Below are 16,619 nucleotides of genomic sequence, written 5' to 3' on the forward strand. Positions count from 1 at the left end.
AAGGTACCAGAAAACTATGGCAAAAGGAAATGGAAACGGCAATGGTAACGGGAACTCGCAAGCAAAATATGACGCGAGTAGTATTAATGTTTTAAAAGGATTAGAAGCCGTTCGCAAAAGACCGGCAATGTATATAGGAGATGTCGGTTCGCGCGGACTCCACCACTTGATAAACGAAGTTGTTGATAATTCAATTGATGAGGCGCTTGCGGGTTATAACGACAGAGTAATTGTTACTATTCATAAAGATCAAAGCGTTACCGTTGAAGATAGGGGACGAGGCATTCCTGTTGATGTTCATCCCGAAGAAAAAAAGTCAGCGCTTGAAGTCGTAATGACCGTTCTTCATGCTGGAGGTAAGTTCGACAAAAACTCATATAAAGTATCTGGCGGTTTACATGGCGTGGGAGTTTCGGTTGTAAATGCTCTTTCTGAGTGGTGTATTGTTGAGGTAAAAAGAGATGGTAAAATTCATCAGCAGGAATACCGGTGTGGAATTCCAAAAGGTGGAGTTAAACAAGTTGGTACTTATAAAAGTGAGACTACAGGAACTAAGGTTACATTTAAACCAGACAGAGAAATATTTAAAACTACAAAATTTCATTTTGATACCGTTGCAGAAAGACTTCGTGAGCTTGCTTATCTAAATAAAGAAGTAACCATGACTCTCAAAGATGAAGCTGATGGGCTTGAAGAGGTTTTTAAATTTAAGGGTGGCTTAATAGATTTTGTGAAGTATCTCGATGAAAGCAGAAATCCAATTCACAAACCAATTTATATTGAAGGGGAAAAGGATGATATACCGGTAGAAATTGCGTTCGAGTATTCTGATTCATATAGCGAAAACATTCATACTTATGTAAATAATATAAATACTATTGAAGGGGGAACTCACTTGGTGGGTTTTAGAACAGCAATTACTAGAACTTTTAATAATTATGCCGCAAAAAACGGACTGATAAAAGAAAACAGCAAAATCAGTTTAACAGGTGAAGATTATAAAGAAGGTTTAACAGCGGTAATTTCTGTGAAAGTGATGGAGCCGCAATTTGAAGGACAGACAAAAACTAAACTTGGCAATAGTGAAGTAAAATCAGCTGTGGAAATGCTTGTCGGTGAAAAGCTATCAGAGTTTTTGGAAGAGAACGCACCAATTGCAAAAAAGGTTATTGATAAATGTATGCGTGCCGCCGAAGCTAGAGAAGCAGCTAGAAAAGCAAGAGAACTTGTTAGAAGAAAAAACGCTCTAGACTCAATGCATCTTCCTGGTAAACTTGCTGATTGCTCAATAAACGATCCCGAGCATTGCGAAATATATATTGTTGAAGGAGACTCCGCGGGCGGCTCGGCTAAACAGGGTAGAGATAGAAGGTTCCAGGCAATTTTACCTATTCGTGGTAAAATCTTAAATGTTGAAAAAGCAAAACTCAACAAGGTTTTAGAAAACCAGGAAATTCAAGCTATCATTTCTGCGGTTGGTGCTGGAATTGGAGAAGATTTTAATGCAGAAAAGTCTCGATATGGAAAAATTATATTAATGGCAGATGCCGACGTTGACGGAAGCCATATAAGAACTCTTCTCTTAACGTTCTTTTATAGACACATGAAAGAGTTAATAACATCTGGCCGGGTTTATATTGCTCAACCACCTCTCTATAAGATTAAAAAAGGAAAAGAAGAACATTACGCATTTGATGATGATGAAAGAGATAAAATATTAAAACGAATGAAGGGGGATGTAAAAACCAAAGAAGAAGAAGTTGAAGTAGAGGAAATAGAAGAGGTTGAAGAAACAACAACAACAACAAGAAAAATTGTAATATCCCGCTATAAAGGATTGGGTGAAATGAACCCGGAACAATTATGGTCAACAACCATGAATCCGGAAACCCGTACTGTATTACAGGTTAATTTAGAAAGTGCGGCTGCAGCCGATAAAATATTTGAGACTCTAATGGGCGATGCAGTTGAACCGCGCCGTGCCTTTATTGAAAAACATGCTAAATATGCTAATCTAGATATATAATTTTTTATTTATGAACGATAAATCAACATATAAAAAATCTGTACTGGAATATGCAAGAAAAGATTTTACTGCTTTAAATAAAAGCATTACTGTTGATGAGGCTCTAAAAAAAATAAGAAACGAAGGCGCTGGTGAAAGAATCGTTTACTTTTATGTGGTTGATGATAACGACGTACTCGTGGGGGTTCTTCCCACAAGAAGACTTCTAATTGGAAGGCCAGAGCAGAAAATAGAAGAGATTATGGTTTCACGGGTTGCGGCGCTACCCCACACCTCTACTGTTTATGACGCATGCGAGTTTTTTGTTACGTATAAATTTTTAGCTTTTCCTGTTGTTGACGAAAATAGAAAAGTGGTTGGGGTTGTTGATGTAAATTTGTTTACGGAAGAGTTGTTAAGTTTAGACCCAGACATTGAGGATCGTTCACAATATAACGATGTGTTTGAAACTATTGGTTTTAACATTAGCGAAATTAAAAACGCCTCTCCTATTAAAGCTTGGAAAATAAGGGTACCCTGGCTGTTAGCTACTGTAACTAGCGGAACAATCTGTGCAATTTTAACTGGTTTTTTTGAGGCAACTCTTTCGGAAAGCATAATAATAGCTTTCTTTTTAACATTGATTTTAGGGTTGGGAGAGAGTATCAGTATTCAATCAATGACCCTTGCCGCACAAGCTTTGCATACTGCAAAACCAACGTTAAAATGGTACACTAAAAATTTAATAAAAGAATCGAAAACCTCTTTTTTGTTGGGAATAAGTTGTGGAGTAATTGTAAGCATTGTTATTGTGGTTTGGAAGGGAAGTCTTCTTACCGCCATAGCAGTAGGATTAAGTATTTTGCTTGTGATGATTGTAGCCGCATTTTGGGGGTTAACAATTCCGGCAGTTCTTCACAAAACAAAATTGGATCCCAAAATCGCAGCCGGACCAATTACTTTGGCGCTGACAGATATTTGCACAATTGTTTTTTATTTGGGTTTGGCTACGATAATTTTATAGTAACCCTTAGTGTGGAAATCAAAAAGTTTACAAATAAATAATGATAAAAAAATAAACCAAGAAGCATAAGAATAACATGACAACAATTTTTGAAAAAGTTGTACCCGTATCACTTGAAGAAGAAATGAAATCATCCTACATCGATTACGCCATGAGCGTTATTGTTGCAAGAGCTTTACCAGATGTAAGGGATGGACTAAAACCAGTTCACCGAAGAGTATTGTTTGGAATGCATGAGCTTGGTGTTCCATTTAATAAACCCTATAAAAAATCAGCTCGTATTGTGGGCGAAGTGCTTGGTAAATATCACCCACATGGTGATAGCTCAGTTTATGATACAATGGTTCGTATGGCACAGGAATGGTCGTTACGATACACATTAGTTGATGGGCAGGGAAACTTTGGCTCGGTTGATGGAGATTCCCCAGCGGCTATGCGATATACTGAAGCTAGATTATCAAGAATTGCTGATGAGATGCTTCGAGACCTTGATAAAAATACAGTTGATTTTTCTTCTAATTTTGATGACACGCTTCAAGAACCTACTGTCATGCCCTCTTATTTACCAAATTTATTGGTTAATGGAGCGAGCGGTATAGCAGTTGGGATGGCAACTAATATTCCCCCCCATAACCTTAGTGAAGTTATAGACGGATTGGTAACTATAATTGATGATCCGAAACTTAAACCCGAAGAGCTAATTAAAATTGTAAAAGCCCCCGATTTTCCAACTGGCGGAATTATTTATGGATACGAAGGTGTTCGTGAAGCATTGCTTACAGGTCGAGGCCGTGTTGTTATTAGAGCAAAAGCAAATATCGAAACACTTAAAAACGATAGAGAAAATATTGTTATTACCGAACTACCTTTTCAAGTTAATAAAGCTTCATTAATTGAAAAAATTGCCGAGCTTGTTCGCGATCAAAAAATTGAAGGTATATCAAATATTCGAGACGAAAGTGATCGAGACGGAATGCGCGTTGTTATTGAAATGAAAAGAGATGGTCAACCTGCAGTTACATTAAATCAATTATTTAAACACACACAGATGCAGGTAACTTTTGGCGTTATTATGCTCGCGCTTGTTAATGGAGCTCCAAAAGTATTAACTCTCCGCGAAATGATGGATCATTTTCTTGATCATAGAATGGAAGTGTTGATTAGAAGAACTCAGTTTGATTTAGATGCCGCCGAAAGACGTGCGCATATATTGGAAGGGTTCATTATTGCGCTAGATAATATAGACGAAGTAATTGATACAATTAAGAAATCGCGCGATGTTGAAACCGCAAAAAATAACTTGATGCGTAAATTCAAACTTTCTGAAATTCAAGCCAAAGCAATTCTTGATATGAGATTGCAACGATTAACAGGTCTTGAAAGAAAGAAAATAGAAGATGAATACAAAGAGGTTATAAAGTTTATTCAAAAGTTAAAAGCAATACTTGCGAGCGAAAAATTGAGAAAGCAAATCATTAAAGACGAATTGCTTGCGCTTAAGGAAAAGTATGGCGATGAAAGAAGAACAGAGATTATCTACGATTTTAAAGAGTTTGCTTTAGAAGATATTATTGCCGAAGAAGATGTAGTTGTAACTATTTCACATCAAGGGTTTATAAAAAGATTTCCAGTAAGCGGATACAGAAGACAAGCCCGAGGCGGAAAAGGTGTTACCGGCGCCGGAACAAAAGAAGAGGATTTTATTGAACATATGTTTGTTGCCTCAACGCACCATTATATTATGTTCTTTACAGATAAAGGAAAGTGCTATTGGCTTAAGGTGCACGAAATACCCGAAGGAGGGCGTGCCGCTAAAGGTAGATCTATTCTTAATTTAATTGAAAAAGAGAAAGAGGAAAAAATCTCTGCCTTTGTTACGGTTAAAGAATTTACTGATGATAAGTTTGTAGTAATGTTTACTAAAAATGGTACTATTAAAAAAACAGTACTCTCTGCTTATTCAAATATTCGTCGCGGTGGAATTAACGCAATTAATCTTGCTGCGGGGGATTCTTTAATTGAAGCAAAACTAAGTGAAGGCAATAATGATATAATTATCGGCACCAAGCATGGTATGGCTATACGATTTAAGGAAAAAGACGTTAGAGATATGGGAAGAACCGCAACGGGAGTTCGAGGTATTAACTTGGGAAAAAATGATGAAGTTATAGGGGCAATTGTTGTTCGTAATGCAACTTCACTTCTTGTTGTTACAGAAAAAGGTTTTGGAAAACGTTCCGAGATAGAAGATTATAGATTGACAAAAAGAGGCGGTAAAGGAGTTATTACAGTAAAAACTTCGGAGAAGAATGGCTTATTAATGGCAATGAAAGAGGTTAATGACACCGATGAGCTTGTTATCATAACCACCGGCGGAATGGTCATCCGGCAAAATCTAAAAGAAATTAGAGTAATGGGAAGAAATACACAAGGAGTTCGGTTAATTAGATTAAATGATGACGATGCTATTGCAGATATCGCGCGGGTAATTCCAGAAGAAGAAGATGGTGAATAATAAAAAATTGAATATCCAAAATGATTACTTTGAGGTAAATAATGGCGCACAACAATAATTTAAAGTTTGATTCTATATGTGTTCATGGTGGTATAGGTGATTATGAATTTGGACCGGTCGTTCCTCCAATATATCAAACATCTACATTTCGATTTAAAGATTCCGCACACGGCGCCGCATTATTTAAGGGAGAGGTTGACGGATACATTTATACAAGAATGAAAAACCCAACAATTGAAGCTATGGAAAATGCTGTTGCTCAACTTGAGGGGGGATTCAAAGGATTGGGATGCGCTAGCGGAATGGCCGCTGTAAACACTGTTTTAACAACCCTATTAAAATCGGGAGATCATATCGTGTGTTCCCGTTCTGTTTACGGTCCTACCCGTACACTCGTTGAAACTGTATTATCAAAATTTGGGGTTGAATCAACTTTCGTTAATTCAGAAAATTTTAATGAAATTGAATCGGCATTTAAGCCAAACACAACGGTTCTATATCTTGAAACTCCCGGTAATCCAACTTTGTCAATAACGGATATAGAAACTGCGGTAAAATTTGCCCACGATAAAAACGCATTGGTTGTAATCGATAATACATTTATGAGCCCTGCACTCCAACAACCATTTGAATTTGGAGTTGATGTAATCTTACATAGCATGACCAAATTTTTAAATGGTCACGCAGATGTTGTTGGTGGAGTAGTGGTGGTTCGTGATCAAGAGATGTATTTAAAAATGAGAAAAGTTTTGAATCAATTGGGCGGAGTTATAGATCCCTTTAATTCCTTTCTAGTCCACAGAGGATTAAAAACTTTATCGTTGCGAATGAAAAAGCACACAGAGAATTCATTACCGGTTGCGGAATTTTTAGAGAAACACCCTAAAGTTAAGTGGGTACGTTATCCCGGACTAAAGAGTCATCCTCAATATGAACTTGGATTAAAACAACACAAAGCATTTGGCGGGATGATTTCATTTGAACTCAATGGGGGCTACAAGGCTGGTGAAATATTAATGAACTCGGTAAAGTTTTGTCAACTCGCCGTTTCTCTCGGAGGAGTTGAAACCCTAATTCAACATCCGGCAAGTATGACTCATTTAACTATGGGAAAGGAAGCAAGAGAAGAAGCGGGAATAACTGATGGACTGGTTCGGCTTTCTGTAGGTATTGAAGATGTGACTGATATTATTGCGGATCTTGAGCAAGCATTACAAAAAATTACTGATTAATGGTTTTTTATTGCTTTTATTGAGTGAGGCGAAATCAACATCTTTGTCTCACCATATAAATTACTTGATTAATTTTTTCATTTTTTCTATTTCATCTCTTAATTGTGCCGCCCTCTCAAATTCTAAATCTTTAGCGGCATTAAGCATTTCTTCAGTCATCTGATCTAATAATTCTTTTCGTTGGTCCAGGCTCATATATTTAATTACCGGCTCAGCAACCCTCATAAACGCGGCTTCTTCCTTCTCGTTATCTTTCTTTCTTACATCTGCAATAGATGTTGAATTAAGAATCTCCTCAACACTTTTAAAAATTGTTTTTGGAGTAATTCCATGTTCCTTGTTGTACTCCATTTGAAGCTTTCGTCGGCGGATTGTTTCTTCAATAGTTTTTCTCATGGATTCAGTAATTTTATCCGCATACATAATTACCTTTCCATTTGAATTTCGCGCAGTTCGTCCAGCTGTTTGCATTAATGATCTCTCGCTTCGTAGAAATCCCTCTTTATCTGCATCAATTATTGCCACAAGTGAAACCTCGGGTAAATCCAAACCCTCTCTTAAAAGATTTACACCTACCAATACATCAAAACCACCAATTCTCAAATCACGAATAATTTCAACCCTTTCGAGAGCGTCAACCTCACTATGAATGTATCGAACTTTGATTTTCAGCTTATCGAGATAATCTGTTAAATCTTCTGCCATTTTTTTAGTTAAAGTTGTAACAAGGACTCTCTCTTTTAAAACAACACGATTTCTAATTTCACCTATTAAATCATCAATCTGTCCTTTGATAGGTCTTATTTCTATCTCGGGATCAAGCAATCCTGTTGGTCTAATTACCTGCTCAACAAAAGAACCGTTCGATTTCTCGAATTCATAATTAGCCGGGGTGGCACTTACATATATAATTTTATTTGTAAGTCCTTCATACTCCTCAAACTTTAAAGGACGGTTATCAAGAGCGCTCGGTAATCGAAATCCATGTTCAACAAGAACCTCTTTTCTTGAACGGTCACCATTATACATTCCCCGAATTTGCGGAATTGTAACATGGCTTTCGTCAATAATTAATAAATAATCTTTTGGAAAATAATCGAACAAACAAAACGGTCTTGAGCCGGGAGGTCTTCCATCCATATGTCTTGAATAATTTTCTACTCCTGAACAATATCCAATTTCTCTCATCATTTCTATATCGAACTTTGTTCGCTGTTCTAATCTTTGAGCCTCAACATATTTTTCTTGGCTCCAGAAATACTTTAATTGTTCTCTCAGCTCTTCTTCAATTGAAATTATTGCTTTGTTAACCTGTTCTTTAGTTGTAACAAAATACTTTGCCGGATATATAGGAATAGAATCAACCTCTTTTATAACATCTCCGGTGATCGAATCAATTATTGAAAGTCTTTCAATCTCATCGCCCCAAAACTCAATACGAACGGCTTCCTCATATTGATATGCGGGGATAACTTCAACCACATCACCTCGAGCGCGGAAAGTTCCTCTAGTAAAATCGGAATCGTTTCTTGTGTAATATATATCAATTAAACTACGCAGTATTTTTTTTCTTTCTACAATCTGCCCTTTATGCAAAAAGATTATTTGTCGGGCATATTCCTCCGGAGCGCCTATTCCATAAATACATGAAACACTCGCCACAATTAGTACATCATTTCTTCCTTCGATTAATGATGTGGTGGCTTTCAGCCGTAAACGATCGATCTCTTCATTAACAGCAAAATCCTTTTCTATATAAAGATCCCGCTTAACTACATAAGCCTCGGGTTGGTAATAATCGTAGTAGCTAATAAAAAATTCAACAGCATTGTTTGGAAAGAAGGATTTAAATTCACTGTATAGTTGAGCAGCTAGCGTTTTATTATGAGAGATGATTAAAGTTGGGCGGTTATATTCCTTTATAATATTGCTCATTGTAAAGGTTTTACCGCTACCGGTAACGCCAAGCAGAACCTGATGTTTATCCCCCCGGTTAATTCCTTCTAATAATTCAGCAATTGCTTTGGGCTGATCCCCAGAGGGCTGGTAGTTTGAAACTAATTCAAAATTGGACATTAACTCTTTTCCTTAATATCAAACAACAAAAATAGTGTTTTGAGAGGAAAAGAGAGAAATTAATTTCTCACCGTTACCGACGCCGCGTGAAAATAATCGCCATGAAAATGCCCGCGTAAAGTTATTCTATTTGAAACGTCCATTCCGGGGGGCAAAATAAGGGGAGCCATGACTTTCATCTCTAAACCAGTTGCATCCCTAACATAAAAAACAGATGCCGAGTTAGCTTTGTCCTGCTCAATGCCTTTTGAAGAGACATATTCAACAAAAATATCTCTATTTGCGGTACTGTTTGTGTCAAAATCCGAAAACTTGCCTAAATCGTCCTTTGGTGAAAAATAAATTAAATAAAGAGCTCCGGCTATTATTAAAACCAGTCCCGGTAATATTAGTTTATCTAACTTCATAACATTCCTTTTTTTTGATTATCAATAGATTAATTATAAAAAAAAGTTTTTTTAGAAATAAGGTAATTCGAATTTTTTTATTTTAGCCGGCAACATTTTTACTTGTGAGGAAGGGATGAAAAAATCGATTTTGTTTTTAATGTTAACTTTAACCATGTACAATTTTGCACAAACCGACTCGGTTAAGATTAATCCATGGGTTCCCTCATTCGTAGTTGGTGTTGGAATTAATCAAATTGCGTTTACAAATTGGGTAAAAGGTGGTGAAAACTCAATTGCATGGACACTCTTCGGTAATTTTAAGTATGATAAAGTTGGAGATAAGTGGAGTTTTCGTAATCAGATAAAGGGGGCATATGGAAGATCAAAGGTTGGTGAAGCAACATACCGAACAACAGATAATGATCTATATATAGAAAATTTAGCATCCTACAATGTTGGCTGGTCTGTAAATCCATTTTTTTCAAACGCCGTAAGGACACAAATCTCAAAAGGATTTGATTATAAAACAAGCCCAACTTCTCCAATAAATATTTCAGATCTTTTTGATCCCGGTTATATTACTCAGACACTTGGTTTTACTTATGACCAGTATAAAAGTATAATTACACGTTTCGGTATAGCTTTTCAGGAAGTTGTAACGAATAAATTTACCCAATACTCCGATGACCCCAAAACTGTGGAAATAGAGAAGTTTAAGTTTGAAACAGGAGTTGAATCGGTCACTGATTTCGATTATACTATCGATACTAATATTAATTGGAAAAGCAAGCTTCGATTTTTCTCTCGGTTCGAAAATTTGGGCGTGTGGGATGTTTATTGGGATAATTCAATTACTGCAAGCGTAAATAGCTGGCTGAAAGTAAATTTTGGGTACACAATGCTTCATGAAGTTTCTCAATCGAAGAAAACTCAAATTAGGCAAGGATTACAGATAGGTATTACATATACTATTTTATAATCATTAAACAGATTAATGGTGTAATGTTCGGGATAAATTATGTCCATAACCGAAAGACAGGAAGAGATTGTTAAAGTATTTGATGAGCTTTTAGAGTGGGAGGATAAGTATAAAAAGATTATAGATATAGGTAAATCTCTTCCATCGTTAGACGAAAGCATAAAAACAGACAAGTATAAATTGAGCGGCTGTCAATCTCAGGTTTGGATTAATGCGAAGCTTACTGATGGTAAGATTATTTTTGAGGCAGATAGCGATGCGGCAATTGTGAAAGGATTGGTGGCAATTTTGGTAAGGGTTTATTCTAATGAAACACCTGAAGAAATACTTTCTCACCCGCCCGAATTTTTGCAGAAAATTGGAATTGATAAACACCTTTCTCCAACAAGGAAAAATGGATTAGGTGCAATGATGAAGCAGATACAGTTATATGCGGCAGTATTTAAATCTATAGTTGCAAAAAAAACTTAAGTTTATAAATACACTATTAAATTAATATAGCTGTTAGCCTTGTGGATTTTTGTTATAACGAATCAATCAATAGTTTCATCAAAAAATTTATGATTGCCCCTTAAGCCAATTAATACCATCATTGATGTTAAGGAAGGATTTAAATTTGAATCCACGGTTTCTATGAATTGTTTCTTCATCGTTGGCAAGTCGCATATTTAATACAGATTCGATATGAGCAATTTTTACAGTTTTAAATTCTTTGGGCATTGATTCGGCTCTCTGTATTGTTTCAACAATTGAACGCTGTCCTGTTAGCTCCGAAAAATCAACTACGAGTTTTTTGTTGTTTGCCCGCTTTAATCCACTTAGTATAATATCTTTAATTTCCTCGCGAGATCTGGAGTCATACTCTCCGCCAAGCTTAATAACCGTAATGTTATTAATCTCACTAATTTTTGATTTTAGGCTCATCATCGGTTCTCCATGATTTTATTACCATTGTTTAATAAATATAATTTATTGCGAGAGACGAGTATTTTGAGGATTGAAAACATTAGTTTCTTTTCCTCCTCTCGTTCAAGTCGTAGCTCATAAAACATCTTTATCAGAAAATCTTCTTTTATACCGGAAAGAGAAATATTTTGAGGGTAATCACTTAGGTTAAGCATTTTTTATTCTCGGGTTTGTGGGTGCGCTCACCAGCGTCATTCTTTTTGTAAGATGTTTATATGAGATTTGATCATAAACTGGCCTTGAATTTTCTTTTTGTTCTTGAGTTGAGATGTACTTGAGTTGCGGGTTATCTGAACCGGATTCGGAATTGTGATTATTCGCTGTAATTGATTTTGACAGAAATATAGAAGGTGCAGAATCCTCAATGTGTCGAACAATATGAGGGATGTAGTGGGAATTATTAGGAACCAATTTTCGGCGGGCACTGGTAGCGCCCAGTTTATAAAAAAGAAGCCCCGATAATCCGATCATTGCCAATACCGAAGAAATAAAATATGCTAATACCATTTTCAAACTCCATCAAAATTTCTGATGTAAAAATGATCTTTAGCCTGCTTCTTCTGTATAGCTTAAGATGTGAAAGAATTGTAAACAAAAAGAGGTAAAGCTTGTCACAGAAAATGTGACAAGCACATGTTGGCCTTTTCTATTTCTTTACCACATTAACAGTAAATGAGGTGACCGTTGTACTGCATGTTGTATTTTTTTGGTCATCAACGGTAAGTGTAACCTTATATATTCCAGGATTCTTGTATCTGTGCATAGCCTGTGGCTTTGAATAAGTTGTTCCATCTCCCGCATCCCACCGATATAAAACATTATCACCATCGACATCAATAACTTCTGCCAAGAACAATAACTCATCGTTGGCGCCACCCAAAACAATTGTTGTATCTCTAATTGCCGTTATTTCCGGGACCGAGTTTCGCAATATTGTTGTTGTGGCTGAGGATACCACATTATTGGCGCTGTTCAGAAGTTCAAAGATAACATTAGAAAATTGATTGCTCGAAATTGATCCGGCGAAAGTAATTGTTTTTTCTGCAACTGGTTTTCCATCAATCACCCACCTATGGTTAAGCGGAGGACTCCCCGCTTCATAATTTATAGTTGGTGTTATACTAAAGGTTTCATTTTCACAAACCACTAAACTTTTTGGCAAAGTAATTAAAGGATAATTAATTACACGCAAATATTCTGTTTTTTCGCATGAGCCATTTTCAACATTTGAGTTGTCGGTTACCACTAATTTAATTCTGTAAATTCCGGCTTTTTCAAATTTTTTGGTAAATATATTCCCGGAAAAAACCTTCTCGTCATCAATAAACCAATCGTATGACACTAACCGGCCATCATCATCGTAACTTTTTGAGGCATCAAATACCGCACTCTCCGATTCATATATATAACTTTGCCCTTCGAATAAAGCAACCGGTGTTTTATTAATAGTTATATATAAAGTATCAAAGCTATAGTTGTTATTTGTTGAAAGATCATCCACCACTTTTAATACAACATGATATTTTCCGGGAGCGGAATATCTGTGAGAAATATTGATGCCCTCCTTTGTTTTTCCATCCCCTAAATCCCACAAATATTTAGTTATTTGCCCATCTCGATCGATTGATTTTATTCCCTCAAAATTTACAAATTGATTAACCGCGGCGTTGATATTCCCTTCGGCAACAGCAATTGGTCTATTATTTATAATAATTTTTTTTGAGATGGAATTAAATCCACACTCCGTGCTGGAATCCGCAACGGCGGTCAAAGTAACTTTATAGTTACCTGGAGAGGCATATTTATATTTAGTTTTTTTCCCTTCTGAACGATGACCATCACCAAAATCCCAATAATAATTTTTAATGATGCCAGAAGTTACAGAGCTCTCCGATCCATCAAAAAGAATATCTTCATTTGGCGCCGATACATTAATAGAATTAATACGGGCTATTGGCGCATCTACGATAGTTACAATTAATTCATCTTTGTCAGTGTTGTCGCAATTACCAACAATATCGCCTGTGATTGTTAATGTAACTTTATAGATGCCCGGTTTTGTATAAATGTGTTCCGGTTTTTCACCGCCACCAACTTCTCCGTCACCAAAATCCCATTCATAACTATTAACTATACCATCAACATCTTTTGACTGTGAGCCATCAAATTTAACCGGTCTATTTGCGCATGCTGTAAAATCATCACCAGCGTTAGCTGTGGGAGTTTCAGTAACTTTAATACTTTTGTAATCCTGGGAGAAACCACATTCCAAACCGGAATTATCTCTTACTGTTAATAAAACATTATAAAGTCCGCTCTTTCTAAAAACCTTATAAACACTGCTTCCAAACAATTTTGTTGAGTCACTAAAAAGCCATTCATATTCCAATAAATTATCACTAAAAGATTTTGATTGTAAACCGCTAAAAATTACTATATCCCCAGCGCAAACAGTTGTATCGGCACCGGCATTTGCAATTGGCGCATCATGAAGATTTACCATTATGGTGGTTGAGTTTGAAGAATTAGTTAAACCAGTTTCATCGTCAACTGTTAATAAAACTGGTATTAACCCGCGTTCATTAAAATTATAGGAAATAATACTCCCTCCTTTAATTTCCTGGTCTCCCGGAAATTTCCATGTAAATGAAAGTGGGTCCCCATCGGGATCCGATGTACCGGAAGCGTCAAATTTTACAACACTGCCGCACGTTTCAATAAGTCCCTCGGTTTTGATTACCGGCGAGCTATTAATTTTGATTTGTACGGTTTTTGTTGAAATGGAATTTTCAACATTCGCATTATCTTTAATAGTAAGCTGAGCATTATAAATTCCAGGAGAAGTAAATGCTTTTTGTACAACACCTCCCTTGAGAGAAGATCCATCGCTGAAATTCCAGAGATACTCTAAAATTTTGCCATCTTCGTCGTAGGATTTAGATGCGTCAAAGGTAATTTTTTGATTTGGCGCTGCGACGGGAGTGTGATTTATAATGACAACCGGGGCACTATTTACAGCAACGCTGATAAATTTTATATCACTTAAGGGGGGGGTAAAATCATCAACAACTTCTAGCCCAACTAAATAATTGCCCGGATTTGCAAACTCATACTCAAAAATCTTTTCTTCACTAATCGGGACATTATTTAAATGCCATACAGTCTTCACTATATTGCCATTTGGGTCGATAGAGTTGGCAGAAGTAAATGCTACTTTTTTGTTTGGAGCAACAACTCTATCCGGTCCCGGATCTGAAATTGGGCGGTTATTAATTACAACACTTAAATTATCTTGAAAGGTAGTAACCTCGTTACCAATTCTGTTTTCTTCTTTTGCGATTACAAAATATTTTCCTGGAAGTTTATAAGTGTGAGAAACCGTTTTTCCTATCCCGGTTGAACCATCACCAAAATTCCAAAAGTATTTCGAATCAATCGAAGTAGGCAAATGCTCCTTCTTGTAATTAAAATTAATATTACTATTATTTGATGAAATGAGATTGTTCGATTCAATAAAGGGGTAATCATTAATTCCCACGAGTAGAGAATCAACCGCCCAATTATTTATCATATTAGAATTATCTTTAATTTTCAACCTCACAACATATAAACCGGTTGATTTATAGCTGTGTTCAACTACTTTTCCGTTCAACAGCGTTCCATCGCCCAGATCCCACTCATAATCAATTATATCGCCATCGGAGTCGCGCGAATTCCCAGCATCAAAGCGAGTAATTTGTCCAAGCCGATTAATTTTATCTAATCCGGCAACAGCAACCGGAGAATCGTTAATTATTACTTTTACTATTTCTGAGGATTGATTATTTGGCGCTCTTGAATTATCGATTAAAGTAATCTTAACAGAATAAACGCCAGCTTTTTCAAAAGAGGTTTCAATTACAGATCCATTTTTTAATCCTAATTGACCAAAGCTCCACTCATAATCAATAATCTCACCATCGGGATCAATACTGGCGGAAGCATCAAATTTAATAGTTTGATTTGGAGCGCCATAGATTACAGGTTCTACGGATATAATTGGTTGAGCATTAATAGTTATGTTCATAGTGTCAATGTCATAATTACAGCTATCAGAAAAATTATCCTCTACGCGGAGAGTAACAGTATATTTTCCATATTTAGAATATTTATATGAGACAGCTTTACCGGAAGCGCTATTTCCATCTCCTAAATCCCAACTATATTTTATTATTGTTCCATCTTTATCGAATGATTTATCACCGCTAAAAGTAACATTACTATTTTCTGCGGCGACAATAGGAGCTGTTATAACAGCTTTAGGTTTGTTATTAATAATCGTTTGAAATTTTTCCAACGTGGCGCGTGTAATTCGATTATTAATTTCTTCAATAATTACTTTGCCTTTATAAATTCCAGGTTCCTCGTAAGATCTAACTACTTTCGAATCGGTTGATTTGAAACCATCATCAAAAAACCAGTGAAAGCGAATTTCGTTACCCTCTTTCGAATAAGATGATGAATAATCTATCTCGTGTGTGTTACAGTCAATGTAACGAGAAGAATATTCTGCGGTAGGAACTGGTCCAATTTCTTTTACGTAAGCGGGAAGAATAATGGGTAACTTTTTTCCCTTACTGTCGGTTATATAAAAAGTAATATCGTTAACCGGTTTGTTTTCGATAGCAATATCGAACGTACAATAATTTTCTCGTTCAATTGCTTCAAGAGAAAATTTTACGCTCGACCAGCCCGAAGGATTATTATCTGCAATTGGTGATTCGTTCTGAATTGCTGTGCTGAAGGTTGTTTTTGTACCATCAAAATCAAAAATATGAATTGTAATTTCATTGTCCTCTTCGCTCGGAAGAAACTTAAAGGAGAACTTTTCATTGTTTTTACGTAATGATAGTGTTGGTTCAAACGAATACACTTCAACCTTATTAACCGAAAAATTTTCTAATGAATCGGAACTAAAAAATAAATCAAAATTGTTTGCATCGTTACCGCTAACCCCTTCCACAACCAAGGTAAATTGAGATGTCTCACTGGCAAAATTTTTAAGATTAGCCAATGTGTACCACTTATTATAATAGCGGTTATCTTGAGCAATCTCAAAAGTATAAATTAAGTCTGGTTTCAATGTAGCCCGTGAATCTGGTTGACGGTAAAAAGTCTCTTCAGCATATTCATTTTTAAATAGACTAAATCTAAATCGTGAATCCCACGCTCCGAAGGGAGAATCATAACTTGAGCCGCAGCTCATATCATATAAACGAAGGTAAACATTATCACTAATATCCTGAGGTAGTTTTATGTTAATTACTTGAATAAAATTATTATCCCCCTCGGTAATGCTTGCCGCTGGCCCATAATTAACATATCTAATAGATTGGCCAATTAAGATATGACTAATAAGAAAGAATAATGAAAAATATATTAATCGATTCATTT

At 36.1% G+C, this 16,619-nt stretch carries 11 protein-coding genes; 6 read left to right on the top strand and 5 right to left on the bottom strand.

The window, feature by feature from the left end; all coding sequences use genetic code 11:
• The first annotated feature begins 16 nt into the window (after positions 1 to 16).
• The 4 genes from gyrB (at position 17) to KF816_00280 (ending at position 6,776) form a co-directional block, all read left to right on the top strand.
• Positions 17 to 2,026: a DNA topoisomerase (ATP-hydrolyzing) subunit B gene (gene gyrB, locus KF816_00265; GenBank protein MBX3006434.1), complete on the top strand. Its 2,010-nt coding sequence runs from the start codon at positions 17 to 19 to the stop codon at positions 2,024 to 2,026.
• Between the two features lie 10 nt (positions 2,027 to 2,036).
• Entirely contained in the window at positions 2,037 to 3,029 is a 993-nt protein-coding gene (locus KF816_00270; protein ID MBX3006435.1) for a magnesium transporter, read from the top strand.
• Positions 3,030 to 3,105: 76 nt separating this feature from the next.
• Positions 3,106 to 5,544 (top strand): DNA gyrase subunit A, encoded by a 2,439-nt coding sequence (gyrA, locus tag KF816_00275; GenBank protein ID MBX3006436.1) that lies wholly within the window; start codon positions 3,106 to 3,108, stop codon positions 5,542 to 5,544.
• 41 nt (positions 5,545 to 5,585) lie between these two features.
• Positions 5,586 to 6,776, top strand: a complete 1,191-nt coding sequence (locus KF816_00280; protein ID MBX3006437.1) for an aminotransferase class I/II-fold pyridoxal phosphate-dependent enzyme — start codon at positions 5,586 to 5,588, stop codon at positions 6,774 to 6,776.
• Positions 6,777 to 6,836: 60 nt separating this feature from the next.
• Here KF816_00280 and uvrB read toward each other — a convergent pair whose 3' ends face one another.
• Entirely contained in the window at positions 6,837 to 8,852 is a 2,016-nt protein-coding gene (uvrB, locus tag KF816_00285; GenBank protein MBX3006438.1) for an excinuclease ABC subunit UvrB, read from the bottom strand.
• Positions 8,853 to 8,911: 59 nt separating this feature from the next.
• Complete coding sequence (locus tag KF816_00290) at positions 8,912 to 9,259, bottom strand: hypothetical protein (GenBank protein MBX3006439.1); 348 nt, start codon at positions 9,257 to 9,259, stop codon at positions 8,912 to 8,914.
• 115 nt (positions 9,260 to 9,374) lie between these two features.
• Here KF816_00290 and KF816_00295 point away from each other — a divergent pair, with 115 nt between their 5' ends.
• Entirely contained in the window at positions 9,375 to 10,220 is an 846-nt protein-coding gene (locus tag KF816_00295) for a DUF3078 domain-containing protein (GenBank protein MBX3006440.1), read from the top strand.
• A 39-nt stretch (positions 10,221 to 10,259) separates the two neighbouring features.
• Positions 10,260 to 10,691 (top strand): SufE family protein, encoded by a 432-nt coding sequence (locus tag KF816_00300; GenBank protein ID MBX3006441.1) that lies wholly within the window; start codon positions 10,260 to 10,262, stop codon positions 10,689 to 10,691.
• Positions 10,692 to 10,778: 87 nt separating this feature from the next.
• Here the strand turns inward: KF816_00300 and KF816_00305 are convergent, their stop codons facing one another.
• The 3 genes from KF816_00305 to KF816_00315 form a co-directional block, all read right to left on the bottom strand.
• A complete protein-coding gene (locus KF816_00305) occupies positions 10,779 to 11,147 on the bottom strand; it encodes an anti-sigma factor antagonist (protein ID MBX3006442.1) in 369 nt (122 codons plus the stop codon).
• A gap of 186 nt (positions 11,148 to 11,333) precedes the next feature.
• Entirely contained in the window at positions 11,334 to 11,693 is a 360-nt protein-coding gene (locus tag KF816_00310; protein ID MBX3006443.1) for a hypothetical protein, read from the bottom strand.
• Between the two features lie 139 nt (positions 11,694 to 11,832).
• Positions 11,833 to 16,617, bottom strand: coding sequence for a PKD domain-containing protein (locus tag KF816_00315; protein MBX3006444.1), 4,785 nt, complete (start codon positions 16,615 to 16,617; stop codon positions 11,833 to 11,835).
• Positions 16,618 to 16,619 lie beyond the last annotated feature (2 nt).

It is taken from the genome of Melioribacteraceae bacterium (genome assembly GCA_019638015.1).
Lineage (GTDB): Bacteria > Bacteroidota > Ignavibacteria > Ignavibacteriales > Melioribacteraceae > JAHBUP01.